This window comes from Novosphingobium sp. BL-S-19, assembly GCF_055521675.1.
Genome location: NZ_CM145498.1, coordinates 1,678,988 through 1,695,833, shown reverse-complemented (window position 1 = coordinate 1,695,833; position 16,846 = coordinate 1,678,988). Strand labels below are relative to the sequence as shown.

General features: G+C 60.7%; 8 protein-coding genes and 2 pseudogenes. 4 read left to right on the top strand and 6 right to left on the bottom strand.

Features of this window, described 5'->3' with window-relative positions; translation table 11 throughout:
• The first annotated feature begins 120 nt into the window (after positions 1 to 120).
• The 3 genes from ACZ1JV_RS16190 (at position 121) to ACZ1JV_RS16180 (ending at position 4,087) form a co-directional block, all read left to right on the top strand.
• A complete protein-coding gene (locus tag ACZ1JV_RS16190) occupies positions 121 to 843 on the top strand; it encodes a hypothetical protein (RefSeq protein ID WP_465152360.1) in 723 nt (240 codons plus the stop codon).
• A 317-nt stretch (positions 844 to 1,160) separates the two neighbouring features.
• Complete coding sequence (locus tag ACZ1JV_RS16185; RefSeq protein WP_465135718.1) at positions 1,161 to 2,717, top strand: arylsulfatase; 1,557 nt, start codon at positions 1,161 to 1,163, stop codon at positions 2,715 to 2,717.
• Positions 2,718 to 2,845: 128 nt separating this feature from the next.
• Entirely contained in the window at positions 2,846 to 4,087 is a 1,242-nt protein-coding gene (locus ACZ1JV_RS16180; protein ID WP_465152359.1) for a class I SAM-dependent methyltransferase, read from the top strand.
• Between the two features lie 174 nt (positions 4,088 to 4,261).
• On the opposite strand, the gene ACZ1JV_RS16175 is transcribed toward ACZ1JV_RS16180, so the two are convergent.
• The 4 genes and pseudogenes from ACZ1JV_RS16175 to ACZ1JV_RS16160 form a co-directional block, all read right to left on the bottom strand.
• A complete protein-coding gene (locus ACZ1JV_RS16175; RefSeq protein WP_465152358.1) occupies positions 4,262 to 7,537 on the bottom strand; it encodes an error-prone DNA polymerase in 3,276 nt (1,091 codons plus the stop codon).
• Positions 7,538 to 7,565: 28 nt separating this feature from the next.
• A pseudogene (gene dinB, locus ACZ1JV_RS16170) lies at positions 7,566 to 8,640 on the bottom strand (DNA polymerase IV).
• A 123-nt stretch (positions 8,641 to 8,763) separates the two neighbouring features.
• Positions 8,764 to 9,063 (bottom strand): hypothetical protein, encoded by a 300-nt coding sequence (locus ACZ1JV_RS16165; RefSeq protein ID WP_465152357.1) that lies wholly within the window; start codon positions 9,061 to 9,063, stop codon positions 8,764 to 8,766.
• A 54-nt stretch (positions 9,064 to 9,117) separates the two neighbouring features.
• Complete coding sequence (locus ACZ1JV_RS16160) at positions 9,118 to 9,345, bottom strand: hypothetical protein (RefSeq protein ID WP_465148548.1); 228 nt, start codon at positions 9,343 to 9,345, stop codon at positions 9,118 to 9,120.
• 75 nt (positions 9,346 to 9,420) lie between these two features.
• Between ACZ1JV_RS16160 and ACZ1JV_RS16155 the strand changes: the two are divergent.
• Positions 9,421 to 10,238, top strand: a pseudogene (locus ACZ1JV_RS16155) (IS5 family transposase).
• A gap of 4,236 nt (positions 10,239 to 14,474) precedes the next feature.
• On the opposite strand, the gene ACZ1JV_RS16150 reads toward ACZ1JV_RS16155, so the two are convergent.
• Both ACZ1JV_RS16150 and ACZ1JV_RS16145 read right to left on the bottom strand, forming a co-directional pair.
• Positions 14,475 to 16,010 carry a Y-family DNA polymerase gene (locus tag ACZ1JV_RS16150; protein ID WP_465152356.1) on the bottom strand — a complete coding sequence of 512 codons (1,536 nt, stop codon included), beginning with the start codon at positions 16,008 to 16,010 and terminating at the stop codon, positions 14,475 to 14,477.
• Positions 15,925 to 16,686, bottom strand: a complete 762-nt coding sequence (locus ACZ1JV_RS16145) for an ImuA family protein (protein WP_465152355.1) — start codon at positions 16,684 to 16,686, stop codon at positions 15,925 to 15,927. The genes ACZ1JV_RS16150 and ACZ1JV_RS16145 overlap by 86 nt, the downstream gene beginning before the upstream one ends.
• Positions 16,687 to 16,846 lie beyond the last annotated feature (160 nt).

Here is a 16,846-nt window from a genome sequence, read left to right as displayed (position 1 = left end):
GCATATGGGAGCGACGAAAGGTTCACAGTAGTCAGGCGACTGGACATGATTTGCATCTCAAGTTTCCGGTCGAATGCCGAGGGCTCAGATTGAAGCAATGTAATGCTAGGAGAACAACGGGTGCCATCACCTCCATTTTGGGCTCAGCGGAACGCCAGTCGCGTTTTCTCCTTAATTACCTTCGATGCAGAAGGTGCAATAAAGCGCGTAGCGCACGAATTTCAGGGTGGCACTGCTGCTCGGAACTTCAAGCGTGCAGCTCTGGCAATCAAAGACCGCAGGATCGTCGCCAAAGGGCGCGGAATGCTGATTGGATGGCGGGGCGCTCTGCTTGCCGAAGATGAAAGTGAGATCGCCGATAGAACAATCGTTCTTACAGGCTTTACCCCTTACTATAACTCAAGCGGATTTGGTTACCACTGCGACATGCAAGGGATTTTTATTCAGAAGCACGCTTTGGCGCGTTTATTCGAAAGAGCCATTCAACCGCCAGAGATCGTCGCAGAAGCCCTGCTTGATCCCGCGTTCTTGCAGGTCTTTTCTGATTCCAATTTTGACGAAGCCAATCTGGGCTTTGCCGTTCCATTCAAAAATGGCCGGTTCGTCGGGTCCGTCGAATATGCGCGTGGCGTTCAAAATCAGCTTTATCCGACGTTCGCAATTCGAACCTGGCTTCCTGATCCTCTCGACCGTTTCATCTGGACAAACAAAGCCAGTCGCTCACTCCTAAAGGCCTTTGAGGTGGACAAGGCAAGACGGATTCTGAAGCTCATCGGAGCAGCCGAAGCAGGACCATCTTCAGCGCTCATTGATAAGCCATACGTCCTTTTCGACCTCCGTTAGGACGCGTAAACGCCTGTGCGATTCCGTCCATACCTTTACCGAGTACTGAAGGTGAGACCTCAATCCGGTGCGCGAGCGTCATGCGCCCGATAAAACCGCCCGCAGGCGGTTCGCTTCCCGCAGCAAAAGGACAAATCTTAGCGGGGTTTCCTAACGCTCCGAAAGCGGAGCGTTGCGTTGCCAATCAGCAGAAATCGGTGACCGATGATCCGCACACTCAGTGCCACCCTACCCGAGTATCGGGGTTTCACCCGATCCCGGCCGCGACGGCCGCTTGCTAACCAAGGCGCTCCAGAAAGCCTATCCGGAGTTGCGAGATGCCCAATGGAAAGCCCAATATTCTCGTCATTTGGGGCGACGACATCGGAATGTGGAACGTGGGTGCCTATACCCACGGCATGATGGGCGACACGCCCAACATCGACCGCATTGCCAAAGAAGGCATGATCTTCACCGATCACTACGGACAGCCCAGCTGCACCGCGGGTCGCGCCGCCTTTATCACTGGCCAGATTCCCCTTCGCAGCGGGATGACCACAATCGGCATTCCCGGATCGGCGCTTGGCCTGCAGAAGGAAGACCCGACGCTGGCAGAAGTGCTCAAGGAAGCCGGTTACAAGACCGGCCAGTTCGGCAAGAACCACCTTGGCGACCGCAACGACTTCCTGCCGACCGTCCACGGCTTCGACGAATGGTTTGGCAACCTCTATCACCTCAATGCCGAGGAAGAGCCGGAGCAACTCGACTATCCCGGCCAGAAGGATCCCGAATACCTCAAGAAGTTTGGGCCGCGCGGCGTGCTGCACGCCTGGGCGACAGAAGAGGATGATGACACGGAAGACGGTGTCTTCGGTCGGCGCGGCAAGCAGAAGGTTGAAAACACCGGCATGCTCACCCGTAAGCGGATGGAGACCTTCGACAAGGAAGTCCTCGACAAGACGATCGACTGGCTGGACCGCAACAAGGAAGGTCCATTCTTCTGCTGGTTCAACACTACCGCGATCCACATCTTCTCGCATCCGGCACCGAAGTACGTACAGATGGCGGTCGACGAAGGGCGGGCTGAAGAAGACGTCGTCCGCGCCCGCATGATCGAGCACGACGAACATGTCGGCGTGCTGCTGAAGTGGCTCGATGACAACGGCCTCGCCGAAGACACGATCGTCATCTACTCGACCGACAACGGTAACGAACTGATGTTCTGGCCCGATGGCGGCTACGCCCCGTTCCGCGCTGAAAAGGGCACGACTTGGGAAGGCGGTGTACGCGTGCCCATGATGGTGCGCTGGCCGGGCCAGATCGAAGCCGGCAGCAAGTCAAATGCTTTGCAGAGCCATGAAGACGCCTATGTCACGCTGGCCGCCGCAGCCGGGCTTACCGACATCAAGGAAAGGCTGCTCAAAGGCACTAAGCTGGGCAAGAGCGAGATCACCTACAAGGTTCATCTCGATGGCTTCAATCAGCTCGACCTGTGGACCGGCAAAACGACCAAGTCGGCCCGAAACGCTTATTTCTACTACGACGAAACCGACCTGATGGCCGTACGCGTCGGCAATTGGAAAATGCACATCGGCGTGAAGAAGGAAAACAGCTGGTGGAATGAAAAGTACTGGCCTTCGGTCCCTTACATCTTCAACCTGCGGATGGATCCGCTGGAAAAGATGGACCCTGAAGATGCCGAATGGGGCTATATCGGTCGCAAGTTCGTGGGATCGAAGTTGTGGGCTCCGAACGCGGCGTCCCCCTATATCGCGGCCCAGATGAAGAGCATCATGGATTATCCGCCGCGCCAGGGAGCGGACTCACTGAGCGTACACGCCACGCTCGAAAAGGCGATGGCGAAACTTCAGAACGCTAGCGCAAGTAGCAACTAGTTTTGTTGCCATTTGGCCGATGAACAAGGAATGGGCCGGCGCCTTCACGCCGGCCCATTCTCTTTTCGCAGCAGCAGCTTGATGGGCGCAAGTTTGCCCCCTAGAAATGAGGCGCAGCTATGTCTGCCTTGGCGGAGAACGTTTCCTTGAACCGGAGAGCAGCCGATCCGATCCGCGCGTTTTACACGGCCCACCCTTATCCGCCGCCTCTTCCCGATCTCGAGGGCGTTCGCAAGGCGTGGAGCGATCCCAACCGTGCGCGCGGCGAGTTTCACCTCTTCTGGCCGGATCGCCCCTACCGCACGGATATCGACATCCTTGTCGCCGGTTGCGGCACATCGCAGGCCGCTCGCCATGCGATTTCTTGGCCGGAAGCATCGGTCATGGGGATCGACGTCAGCTCGACAAGCCTGCAGGAAACCGAGAAACTCAAGCAGCGATACGCGCTTGCCAATCTCGAAACCGAACAACGTGCGATCGAGGATCTGGACAAGCTTGAGCGCCGCTTTGATCTGGTTGTTTGTACAGGTGTCCTACACCACCTCGCCGATCCTGAAGTGGGCCTCAAGGCCCTTCGTTTGGTGCTCAAGCCCGGCGGTGTCCTCTACCTCATGCTCTATGCGCCGTATGGCCGCACCGGTATCTACCTCCTGCAGGATTATTGCCGCCGACTTGGCATCGGCACTTCGCCCGAGGCAATCGCCGAATTGGTCGAGGCAGTGGAAGCGCTTCCCTGGCAGCATCCCCTGCGGCCGGCGCTCCAGCAATCGCGCGATTTCCTCGCCCCCGATGCACTCTCGGACGCGCTGCTCAATCCGCGTGACAGGGCCTACAGCGTGCCCCAACTGTTCGACGCCTTGGCCGCCAACGGGCTGACGTTCCACAGGTGGTATCGGCAGGCGCCCTATCTTCCGGCATGCGGGGCGATCGCCAAGACTGCGCATGGCGCGAAGATCGCTGAACTGGACATGCCGGAGCAGTATGCGGCGATGGAACTATGGCGCGGGGCAATGGCGACTCACAGCATCGTCGTCGGTCGCGACGAAGATGCTCCTGGTGCTGCGATCGATTTTCGGAAGGAGGCATGGAGGGGCTACGTGCCGATCCGTCTTCCTGCGACCTCCTGTGTCGAGGAACGGCTTCCGCCGGGGGCCGTAGGCTTGCTGTTCAATCGGACCCACAAGTTTCACGACCTCATCCTGCCCATTGGCCCGCAAGAGAAGGCTATGCTCGGCGCCATCGACGGAAAGCGGACGATTGCCGAAATCACGGATCGGGCAGGCAAGGACGCATTGCCGCTGGCGCGCGCGTTCTTTGACGCCTTATGGTCCTACGATCAGGTCATTTTCGACGCTTCGACCGCGCGTTGACGCAGCATCGCTTGCTGCTCCGCACAATAGACGCTTCCTCGCGCTCGAAACTGCCCAATGGATTTGGCCGGCTGTCATCCTTTCTAAGCGCGTAGCCAATACTCAATGGCAGCTTTCTCATCTTCGTCGCCGAAAGCCGTCGGTCTCTTCACGGCCACAAGCCGTCATTCTCGCTCACTTGAAATTTCGCCCCTTTCCGAACGTGTCGATATGCAAATCGGGGATCAGAATGTTGCGGGCGGCAGGATGCTTCTCGACCGGATCACGCGGATCGGGCCCGCCGCCATTCTTCGCTCCGTCGCCGCGCCCGAAAGGCAGCGGGAACGCGTCGTGAGTGCCGCCGCGCTCGCGCCCCACGGCAGATAGCAGCGGTGTCAGATCGACCAGCGTCTTAGCGATGACGTGGATCACGTCTCCCTCTCGCTGAACCACGCCCTCGACGCCTAGCATGCTCGCGCCCATGACGATCCGGCGGTTCTCCTCGAACATGCGCGGCCAGACGATGAGGTTGGCGATGCCCGTCTCGTCCTCGATAGTGATGAAGAGCACGCCCTTGGCAGAGCCTGGCCGCTGGCGCACCAGTACGAGACCTGCAAGCGAGATACGGCGCCCATCGCGAATGCTCTCGAGCGAGCGGCAGGGCGCGATCTTCCTGGCGTCGAGGTCCTCTCGGAGAAACGCCACTGGATGGCGCCTGAGCGTCAGGCCGACATGGCCGTAGTCCTCGACCACCTCCCTGCCCTCGGTCATGGCGCGCAGCAGAACGGGCTGTTCGACGATCTCGTGAATGAAGCCGTCAGCCCGCGCCTCCGCAGCGGCAAAGAGAGGCAATTGCTCATCGCGCAGCGCCTTGATCGCCCATAATGCTTCGCGCCTCGCCAGCTGCAGGGAGGGTCGAAAGGCGTCGGCCTCGGCAAGCTTGCCTAGAGCTGCCGCCGGGACATCGGCCCGGCGCCACAGCTCTTCAACGCTGATGTAAGGCTGATCCGCTCGCGCGGCGACGATCCTTGCCACGTCTGCTTCCGCCAACCCACGCACCATGCGCATACCGAGACGCACCGCAAAGCGATCATCCTCGCTGCTGTTTGCCGTGGGTTCGAGCGTGCAGTCCCAGCGCGAGGCATTGACGCAGACTGGCCGCACCTCGACGCCGTGCGCCTTGGCATCCGCCACGATTTGCGCCGGAGCATAGAAGCCCATCGGCTGCGCATTGAGCAGGCTCGCGCAAAAGACATCGGGATGCCAGCACTTCAGCCAACAAGACGCATAGGCAATCAGCGCGAAGCTTGCGGCATGGCTCTCGGGAAAGCCATAACTGCCGAAGCCCTCGAGCTGGCCGAAGGTCTTCTCGGCGAACTCGGCGGTGTAGCCGCGCTCGGTCATGCCTGTGACGAGCTTCTCCTTGAACTTCGAGACGCCGCCGGTGAACTTGAATGTCGCCATGGCGCGGCGCAGCTGGTCGGCCTCGGTCGGCGTGAAGCCCGCGCACTCGATCGCGACGCGCATGGCCTGCTCCTGGAACAGCGGGACGCCGAGAGTCTTGCCGAGGACCTTTTCGAGTTCGGGCTTGGGGTAATGGACCGGCTCCTTGCCCGCGCGCCTTCGTAGATAGGGATGGACCATGTCGCCCTGGATCGGTCCGGGCCGGACGATCGCGACCTCGATGACCAGATCGTAGAACGTGCGCGGCTTGATGTGCGGCAGCATCGCCATCTGCGCGCGGCTTTCGATCTGGAAGGCGCCGAGCCTATCGGCGGCGCGGATCATGGCATACGTGCGCGGGTCCTCGGGCGGGATGGAGCTGAAATCCATCTCGATGCCCTTGTGCTGGCTGAGGAAGTTGAAGCCGCGCTTCATGGCGGTCAGCATCCCGAGCGCGAGACAATCGACCTTCATGAACTTGAGGATGTCGATATCGTCCTTGTCCCATTCGATGACCTGACGGTCCGGCATGGCCGCCGGTTCGATCGGAACGAGCTCGTCGAGCCGGTCATGGGTGAGCACGAAGCCGCCCGGATGCTGCGACAGATGCCGGGGTGTGCCGATCAGCTCGCGCGCAAGGTCAATGGCAAGCCGCAGCCGCCGATCACCGAGATTGAGGTTCAATTCCTTGACGTGGCGGTCCTCGACGCCGTCTTCGCTCCAGCCCCACATCTGGCCGGACAGCGACTTGATGAGGTCTTCGGAGAGGCCGAGCGCCTTGCCGACATCGCGGATGGCGCCCTTGGCGCGGTAGCGGATGACCGTCGAGCAGAGCGCGGCGTGATTACGCCCATAAGTCTCGAAAACCCACTGCATGACGATTTCGCGCCGCTCGTGCTCGAAGTCGACGTCGATGTCGGGTGGCTCCTTGCGCTCCTGGCTGATGAAGCGTTCGAACAGCAGATCGGAGCGGGCAGGATCGATCGAGGTGATGCCGAGCACATAGCAGACCGCGCTATTGGCCGCCGAGCCCCTGCCCTGGCAGAGGATTTCGCGGCTGCGCGCGAAGCGGACGATCGAATTGACCGTCAGGAAATACGGCGCATAGCCAAGCTCGCCGATGAGCGAGAGCTCGTGCCTCAGCAGCCGCACCACCTCATCCGGGAGGCCCTCGGGATAGCGCTGCTCGGCTGCTTCCCAGGTCAGTTTTTCGAGGACTTGCTGTGAGGTCAGGCCGGGGATCGCGGTTTCTTCGGGGTATTGGTAGCACAGTTCATCGAGCGAGAAGCGGCAGCGCTCGGCGATCTCGATGGTGCGTGCCAGTGCCGCCTCATAGCGGCCGTGGAGACGGTACATCTCGGCAGGCGGCATGAGGAAGCGGTCGGCATTGGTTTCGCGCCGCGCGCCGAGTTCATCGATCGTGCAGCGATGGCGGATACAGGTCATGATCTCCTGCAACACGCGGCGATGGGGATGATGGTAGAGCACGTCTCCGGTGACGACAGTCGCCACCCCGTGCCGTGCAGCCAGAGTGGAAAGCGTATGGAGCCGCATCTGGTCGCCGGGCCGGCGATGCAGCGTCAGGGCGAGATAGCACCTGCCTGAGAAGATCCGCTCGAAGCGGGCAATGACGCGTTCAGCGTCCTCAACTTCGCCCGGAAGCAAAATCGCCAGCAGCCCTTCGGCATGATCTGCCACATCGTCCCAGCCGATCAGGCACTTGCCCTTCCCGCCCCGCTGCTTGCCCCGGCTGAGGAGTCGGCAAAGGCGGGCATAGCCTGCCCGGTCCATGGGATAGACGAGGAGCGAGTGCCCTTCGCTGAGATCGAGCCGGCAACCGACAATCAGGCGGATGCCCGTCGAGCGAGACGCGTCATAGGCGCGCACGATCCCGGCGAGGCTATTGCGGTCGGTGATGGCAAGCGCCTCAAGCCCGTGCGCCGCCGCCGTGGCGAACAATTCCTCGCAGCTCGACGCCCCGCGCAGGAACGAGAAATGCGAAGCGCATTGAAGTTCGGCGTACCGCATGGCTATTCAGCCCTTCAACAAGGCTTTCTCAGGCGTGCCCGTCCGCGAACAGGGGCAGCGCGGCGCCCGCTTCCCGCTGCTCGAAGCCCGATACCGTCACGCCGACAAGGCGCACGCCCTTTTCGGTCGGCAGCACCTGGCGAACGAGTGCGAGGCTTGCTTCGCGCAGCTGCTCAGGACTGCGCACGGCCATCGGAAAGGTCTTGCTGCGCGTGATCTGCTGGAAGTCGGCGTATTTGACCTTCACGGTCACCGTCCGTCCAAAGGACTGCGCCCGTTCGCACCAGGTCCAGACATCGTCGGCTTGGCCCAGCACGCCTGCCTCGATCTCCGTATCCGCGACCAGATCACGGTCGAAGGTCGTCTCGCTCCCCGACGACTTGCGTTCCCTATCCGGGTTCACCGGCCGCTGATCAATGCCTCGCGCAATCTGGTAGTACCATTCGGCGGAGCTGCCGAAATGCTCCTGCAGGAAGCCGAGCGTCTTGGCGCGCAGGTCGGCGCCGGTCTCAATGCCAAGCGCCTCCATCTTGCGTGCGGTGACCGGGCCAACACCATAAAAGCGCTTCACCGGCAGGGTCTCAACCCAGGCCGCGCCCATGTCGGGCGTCACGGCAAACTGTCCGTTGGGCTTCTTCTGGTCGGAGGCAAGCTTGGCGAGGAACTTGTTGTAGGAAATGCCGGCGGAAGCCGTGAGGTCGGTCTCCTCGAGAATTCGCGCACGGATTTCCTTGGCGGTCAACCAAGCGGTGGCAATCGACCGCCGATTGGCGGTCACATCGAGATAGGCCTCGTCGAGGGAGAGCGGCTGAATGAGATCGGTGTAGTCGGCGAAGATCGCATGAATTTGCCGCGAGACCTCCTTGTACACGTCGAAGCGCGGCGGCACGAAGATGAGGTCAGGGCAACGCCGTTTCGCGGTAACGGAAGGCAGCGCCGAAGGTGCGGGCCTCGTAGCTTGCCGCTGCGACCACACCGCGCGCCGCCGGATACCCCACAGCAACCGGCCTTCCTCTCAGCGAAGGATCGTCGCGCTGTTCGACCGACGCGAAGAAGGCGTCCATGTCGATATGAATGATCTTTCTGAGCGGAGACTCGGCCATTTGGCGAGCCTACACCAAATGGAACATTTCAGGAACAAAAACCAGCGCCCGATCAATGCCGAGCCTCCCGAAAGCTGGCATGCGTAGATCGGGGACTCAGAAATCACTCAGCCACCGCCAGGCTCACTCTTCGATCACGAGGCTCGAAGCGACCGTCGGCTGGCCATTGGCGGCTTCGGCGTCTTCGGCCTTGATACGCTCGGCAAACGATGAAACGTCGATTCCGATTACCATCATCTGCGGTGCCAAAGCATCAACAGAAGCCATCTCCCGTGCCATAACCTCTAAGTGTGTGATGACTTCGGCGAACGTCAAGTATGCGTCGCCCTTCTTCCAACCTTTGGCACGCACGGTGTTGTGAACGACAAGAAGAATGCCGAAACGATTATTCTTGTCGCGCAGATATCGTCCGCGCAGTTGCAAAGTCAGCGCATGCTCTAGGCGGCGTTGACAAATTAAGGGTGCGAGGCTCGGCGTTTATCTGGGTTGATCGCCCGTCGCAAATTGCACGACGAAGAACAGCACTGCGCACCCGCACCAAAAGATCGCCCATGCCGTGAAGGCCCTGCGGAACGTCGATGGGTATTCCGGTTTTTGGATGAACCAGACAAAGATATAGGGGCACCAGAGCGTCAGAAAGCCCATGACCGCCAGCTTCAATGTCGATGCCTTGGGCACAGCTTCGTCTATTGGCGTGGCTATCATAGGCACCTTATCTCGGAAAGCAGCGGCTTTCGCAATCGAACCGCTGGAAAGGCGCGCAGCGATTGACGTAAGGCGATGAAGTTGATTCAAGGCTGCTTTTTGGAGGCAGGCTTGAGCAGGGGCGATCTTACCGAGGCGGAATGGCGCATCCTAAAGGACTTGCTGCCGATCGAGTCCGAGAACCGTGGCAGAGGCAGGCCGCCCGAGCAGAACCGATCGATCATCAACGGTATTCTTTGGCGGCTTCGCTGCGGTGCTCCGTGGCGCGACGTGCCGCCCAAATACGGCAGTTGGAACACGATCTATCGCCGGTTCCGGCGCTGGAGCGAAGCCGGGGTTTGGGAAATCGTGGCGGTGACGCTGGCCGAGATTATGGCGGACAGCGGCCACTACAGCATCGACAGCACAACAGTCCGCGCCCACGTCTCGGCAGCGGGCGGAAAAGGGGGACTCATCGACGCGCTCTTGGCCGCTCGCGGGGCGGGTTCACCAGTAAGCTTCACTGCCTGGCTGATGCCCTCGGGCGACCGCTTGCCTTCCACCTGACGGTCGGGGAAGCGGCAGACTGCAAGGCGTATGATGCGCTCATAGCTTTGCCCGAGCGCACGCCCGACGCCCTGCTCGCCGACAAGGGCTACGACGCCGATTCCATCCGTGCCGATCTCGCCAAGCGGAAAATCGAGGCCGTCATTCCTGGCCGGTCAAACCGCCGCGTGAAAATCGAACATGACCGGGCGCTCTACGTGCAGCGCAACCGCATTGAGCGCATGTTCGGCCACCTCAAGATCAATCGCGCCATCGCCACCCGCTACGACCAGCTTGCCAACAGCTTCCTCGGCATGGTTCATATCGCTACCGCCAGATACTGGCTCAAATTTGTCCACGCCGCCTAGCTGCTGAAGCGACCAGCTGCCGGCCACCTTAATCTCAATTGGTGACTTCGCTGACGGATCTCGGAGAGAACCTAAACGAATGTCGGGCTCCTTTTCGTCCGCAACATGGGGTTCGCGTTCGAGCGAGTAGCTGTGGCTCGCCAAGGAAACCAATCTGTCAGCGAACCAGTTCTGGACGTCGACCTCATGAGGAAGTCTCGCGACAGTCAGGCCTTGATTGAAGTCGCCTTCCCGGAGCTGGTGTGAGATGTCGCCAAGGCGTGCCGCCGCGACCCGTTGCAAATCTGCGGATGTTGCCGGAACGAGTTCATGCCGCGTCTCGAACGTGAAGACATCCATCGCACGCGACGCTGCCGGTTCGGAATCTGCCGCCGCGCGATCGTACGCGAGCTCACGCAGGCGGCGATCCCAAACAGGAAAGTCGGGAATCTCTCGAAAGCGCTGAATCGCAGCGTAGGTGGCATAACCAGGCGTGCTGACCAGCGTATTGAACAGTCCGCTCCGAACGTCCTCTGCATCATCACGCTCATCTGGAGAATAAGCCTCACCGGCCGAGCGCTTGTTGTCCTCTTCGAGCCGGATTTGCTCAAAGGCAAGAAGGACCAATTGTTCGAGACTAGCAAAAGGAACTGGCGAAAATTTGAACTGGTCGAGACGATAGCGTGACCCGAACGCGCGCGGGAGCGCTGCCTGCGCGAGAAGCACCTGATCCCTGCGGTTCATAGTTTGAAACGCCCGGATCAACAGATCTGTAGCGACCGCCGGGTCGTGGGCGAATACAAGACCTATATATGCCGCACGCACCCGCCGACTGAGCGGCTCGAGGCTGCGGCGAGAGGCCAGCGGAATGGCATCCGCAAGGGTAACTGGGTCTCGTGCAATCAGTCGCAAAGCCATGTCGAGCGCACCGTCAGCAACGTCGGGTTGCGCGTTGAGCCAGCTCAGCATCAGCGGAGCAATCAGTGCTACCACCATTTCACCGGCACCAGCTACGTTTTGCAGGCGGATGAGGTCATCAGTCGCGTCGCTGGGCCCCAGGTCGACTGCTAGGTAGCGCCAAAGAATGTCCTTCACGATCGCCGGGTGTGTCACTGCGAGGTCGTCGATCCATTTCGGGAAGCCATTGAGCTCACGCATCGCGAAACGCGTGGCAAGCTCGGCCTCACCTTTGTCGAGCGCCCCTGCCCATCCCTTGTTGCTGCCCGCCTCCAGGGTAACGCCGACTATGCCGAGTAGATCTTGAGCCCCACTGAAGCGGCGCTGATCGGGGGGAACTTCAGACGGAAGTGATGTATGCAGCAACCGCCAATATTGCTGCATCGCCTTTTGGAAATTCTCCACTACCGCGTCACCGAAAAGCGGTCGAAGTGGTGAAACATCGGCAATCGCACGATGCGAACTGTTTCCGCCGATACGGCTTAGAAGCCGCCATAGGTGGTAGAGTCTTCGATCGACATTTCCATTCTCAGGCTTGGCATAACTGAGCAACTGACCCGGATCAGATTGCAGTTCGTTGCGAAAATCGATCCAGCTCTGATCTGCTCGCGCCTGTTCAATGGCGTCGTGCGCTTCCCGTTCCCTTTGCTCTTCTTCAAAACGCTCATGTTTGGGATCACGCGAAGGAGTTACGAGCCAGCTTTCGATTGTTTGCTGGACAACGGCTGCAGGACTAGCAGCGCGGATTTGTGACAGAGCTTCCGGATCTTCGCCGCATTCATGCCAGATGCTCATAGCTCCGTTCGTGGCCAATCGCAGATCATGCTCATCCGACCGCGACCCGATGTCAGCGACAAGCCAATCAAGGTCTTCCGCTTGAATGCGCGGCGCAAAACCGATGAACCGCAATTGCCAAGGATGGTTGAGCGGCGCCTCCCTCGCCAACCGAAACTGATCTGCGCACCGCCACAGTGCGATCCTTCGCCGCTCCGGTGTGCGGTTGATTTGAGCCTCGAGATCCAGATCATGTTGCTCACGGGAAGTTCGGCGGCGTCGCCCCATCCGTCGACTTTCTCCGATCCGGATGCCGGCATCGATGATGCTGTGAGGCAACTGGGTCGCCGCGATCAGGGTTGCATAACGGGCCGCAGCGATCTCGAGCGTTTCGAGAATCTGCTCATCTCTTGAATCTGAACTCTCCCGAAAAAGGTCCACTTTAACGACCAACCGTTCAAGCAACCCCTCTACAATGGCTTGAGCGGACGCCGTGTCCTCAATTCGGGAGGCCAAGCGGGGGCCCTGATAACTCAGGTCAGCGCCGCCATCACTATCCTTATCCCGTACTGAATCGATCAGAGCGAGCAGATTCTCGGCGGTAACAAACGTTGGATAAAGCTCATCGAGCGCATCCCAGATCACGCTGGGATGAAGCTCCACAGCATGCTCGACCAGAAACCGCACATACTCGTTCAGCTGTTCGGTCGAGCCGGTCGACAACAGCGCGCGTCCGGCAAAAATCGGCGTGTAGCGATCTCCATATCTGCCTTGCACAGCCTCAACGGCGATGTCAGCGCATCCATCAAGCTTGCCGAGGCTGATGAGCAACATCAGCAATGTTCGGGCCCCGGGTGAATCTTTCAGTTCAGACCAACGGTTGCGAAGGTAGGCCGTGAGGTCTGCCTGCGCGAACCGACGTAAGGCATCATGATCCGGTATGGCGAAATGCTCATCATTGACGGCGTCTTTCAGAATACCGTCGAGTGCCGCGACCCTGATTTCGAGCTTGAGGCTCGACGGGTCGCCTGCATCCATCAGCAGGCGGGGATCGCGCTTGACGATCTCTTGGGCGGTTTCAGCATCCCACAACGCAAGCCATGCAGCGGTGGCGCGCATTGAGGGGATTACCAGCTTCACGCCGTAAGTTTCGGCGAACAGGAGTTCGAAGATGCGAGACACCGCAAGGTTACCCTCCCTGCGCAGACGCACGAGCCATTTGGCAGCGAGAAATCCACGTACCACGCCTTGGTTGTCGTTATGCAACCGGACGAAACCAGGAGTAGCGGGGTCGAATATGGGCCGGCTACTGAGGGAAACTTGCTCGCCAGGCGTCAGATCAGATGCGATATCAGCGAGATCAAGAAATGGGACTTCGTGTCGGGCTTCGCTGTCAGTGTCGGGAACGACGATCGTGTCCAGCTTTTGCAGCACAAGAGCGGCGCCGATCCGCTCGACGACTTTCCTTGCCTTCATAGCGTCCAGCACCTCGCTGCGCGCTCGCGACAAGTTTGTCTCTTTTAATCGCTCGCCAATCGAGACATCCAGCATCTCTTGCAGTGAGCCGAAACGGCCATGGGTCCGCCAGTAGCCAGCTAACCAATCGAGATCTGTCGGTCGCCGGGCAAATGACCAGAGATTTTGCTGATCAAGCTCAGCGAACATATGATCGACGTCACAGATCCCCTTGGACCGAGCAAACGTTTCGACGCGGCCGCGGTCGAGCGCCGCCATCACTACGACCAAAGGTCCTTCAACCGCCGCTTGTTCCTTTCCTCGCCATTCATTGCGGACTGCCCGGATAAGTTCCTGGTCAGCGCTTATGGGCTCCAACTTCTCATCAGGTGGCGGTAGCGGAATCCGCTCAAGCAGCGTTTTTAAATCGCGTTTGAATTCCCAGTCGCTTACCCGACCACTCAGCACGATATGTATTCGCGCTGAGAAGCCGAGGATCGCATCGGCGACGTCAGTCAATATGTCCAAAAGCGAATATTCTGCTCGCTTTGCTTCGTCGACGGAATCCAGAAATAGCCAGCACGGTTCGGCGGTAGACTGCCATTGTTCGAAGCGGCGCCATTCGCTTGTGCCGAGCGCCGACTGTAGACCGCCTCGCTGTCCGATCTTTTGGAGCGTGGTAATAAATGCCTCTCGACCTTCGGCCCGTATGCGCTCGGCTTGCGCCGTTAACTCCGTCGACTTGCCGCTGCCCGCTTCTGCAAGAATGACCACACGCCGCCGCTCGAGAAGGGCTTTCCAGTCGTGATTGCCCGAATGACTCTCCAGGTAGCGGAGCCAGTCGACATCGATTGCCTCATCCTTGTCCCAACGCAGGAATTGACGGTCGAGTGGCACAAGTTCTGACATCTGGAGTTGTCTCGCTAAACGGCACTATCGGATCGCGAAGGTTGATGGCATCCCTCGCCAAGTTTCGATGAGAAAGTTTCGCCAAAACAGTGCCGTCGCAATCCGCCACACATCAGTTACGCACAGATCATATATTCCCAAGTCGCTTAAGGTCTGCAGATCTCAACCAAACAGGCCATGCAGGAACCAGCCCTGCCCGCCGGTTACTGCATCCATGCCATCGCCCTGCCGGAAAACCCAGTAGCGTGCGCCGGTCTCGTCCTCGACGAGGAAATAGTCGCGCACGCTGAGCCACTCCGCCTCGCTCAGATGCCATTCGCCGTAGATGCGCTCGGGGCCATCGGCGCGCTTCACGCGCCGGCGAACGCCGCGCCACACAAAATGAACCGGCGGATGGTCTGGCAGAAGCGCCATCGTCTCAATCGCCTCGGGCCTTGCGAAGAGGCGCGCCGGACGCGGCCAGCGCTCCGGCCAGCGCAGCAATGTCGGATCGGCCATCGGTGCGATCCGCATCAACGAACGCTCGGGAATATGGCTCTCGCGCGCCGCAACGCGAAACAGCCGCTCCTCGCCGACCCGATTGCCGAGGATATCAACGAGCGCCGAAACATCGGGAATGGGCTTGTCCCCGAGGCTCGACATGGTCCGAAGGCCCAGTGGCTCGATCAGCGGCGCCGACAGCACCATTCGTTCGATGCCGTAGCCGGGATCGACAGTCTCGATCCTGTCGCACAGCAGCCGGGCAATCTGCTTTTTCTCGCGGCTCGCCTTGGCAAGCCCGGCGCGGATGGCTTGGACGGCGTTATCGACGCGGTGGAAGCGAAGATCGAGCCGGCGCGCGCCGAGCCCCGCCTCTTCCAGCACTTGGCAGAGCGCGTCGACCAGTTTTCGGATGTAGCGCGCGATCGTCTCCGGGGCGCCGATCGGCTCGGCGAAGCGGCGCTCGACTTCGATCTGCCGCGGCGCCTCGACCGGTTCAAAGGGTTCAGACAGCCTCCCATAAATCTGGTCGAGCCGCCGGCCGGGATCGGAACCGAACCGCAAGGCGAGTGAAGCCCGCGGCATGGCCTCCAGCTCCGCAAGCACCTCGATGCCGAGCGCGGCGAGGCTTTCGATCGCCTTGGCCTCCAGACGAAGGGCCGCGAGCGGCAGGCGCGCGACCGCTTCGACAAGGTCTGCCGGATCGATTACGGCAAGTCCTTCGCTCCGCAACATCTCGCCGCCGAACCGCGCCAGTGCATGGGCCGCTCCGTAGGTCGGCGCGCAGACGGCGCGCGCGTCGGTCTCCACTTCGGCGAGCCGGCGCAGCATGTCGGCAAGCAGGCCCCTGGCCCCGCCGTGGCTATGGGTTGCCCCCGTCACGTCGAGCATCAAGCCGTCGGGCGGATCGAGCGCAATGAGCGGCGAGTATTTGCGCAGCGACCAGACCGCAAGGCGCTCCAGCGCCTCATCGTCTGCGTCGCGGTCGGCATCCATGATCAGCAGATCGGGCACCAGCGCCTGCGCCTGGGTTAGCGCCATGCCCACGTGTAGGCCGAGAGCGCGCGCACGCGCGCTCACCGCAGTCAGCACGCGGCGACGGCCTTCCACGTCCGCCAGGACCAGCGGCGCGTCAGGCGGCGGTGCTTGCCGCCCAAGCCTGCGCCGCAGCCGGTCGATCGGCCAGGTCGGCAGGAAGAGCGAGACGACCTGTCCCATCACAGGATTCCAGAAGAAAATCGGCGCTCTCGCCAGCCCGGCACCGGATGAGCTCGACGAACCAGCGCGGCCGCCCGACGCCGGGGACCGGCAAGACTTCGGACGGGACCGCCGTCACTCGCCAGCGCGTCGCGGCGGCCGTCGGCTGCCCGAAATCGGCCGCATCTTCGCGCCTCCGCCAACGGCGCAGCGCGATCCCGATCGCGCCGCTGTTTTCCGCAGCCAGCAGCAGGCGGCGAGAGACGGGCATCGAGAGCCGCGACACTTCGGCAACCACACCGCCGAGCCCGCCATGGCGCAGCCCCTCCTCGAAGCAGGCGAGCACTGAAGTCTCATCCTGCGCTTCAAGATAGATGACACGGTCAGGATCGAGCCCGGCCTGGGCAATGGCCGGCGCGAAGAGATCGGCCTTGGTCATGCACCAGAGGATCTTGCCTTCCACGCGCGCCATGATCCCAGCCGCAAATAGGGCAGCAGCCGCGCCGTCGGTAACCCCTTCAGCACCGCCCGCCACTTCATGAAGACTGCCGAGCGCGAGACCGCCTCCCGGCAACCGGGAATCGATAGCATCAAGCTCGAAAGGCAAAACATGGCACACACGCCTGTCGGTGCCCTCGATCTCGGCAATCCGGGCGCGCAGCGCATCGATACGTGAGGGCGACCCTCGATCTGTCATGAAGGGCCTCCTTGTGGCTCTGTGATGGGAATTATGTTCGCATTTTGTTCCAATCCGCCTGCGTGTCAATGGCCTCGCCAGTGACCGAGCTCCCCGGAGCCACCAAGCCAAGGAATACCGGAGGAAATTCACTTCCTTTCGGAGAACAGCGCGGCACGGA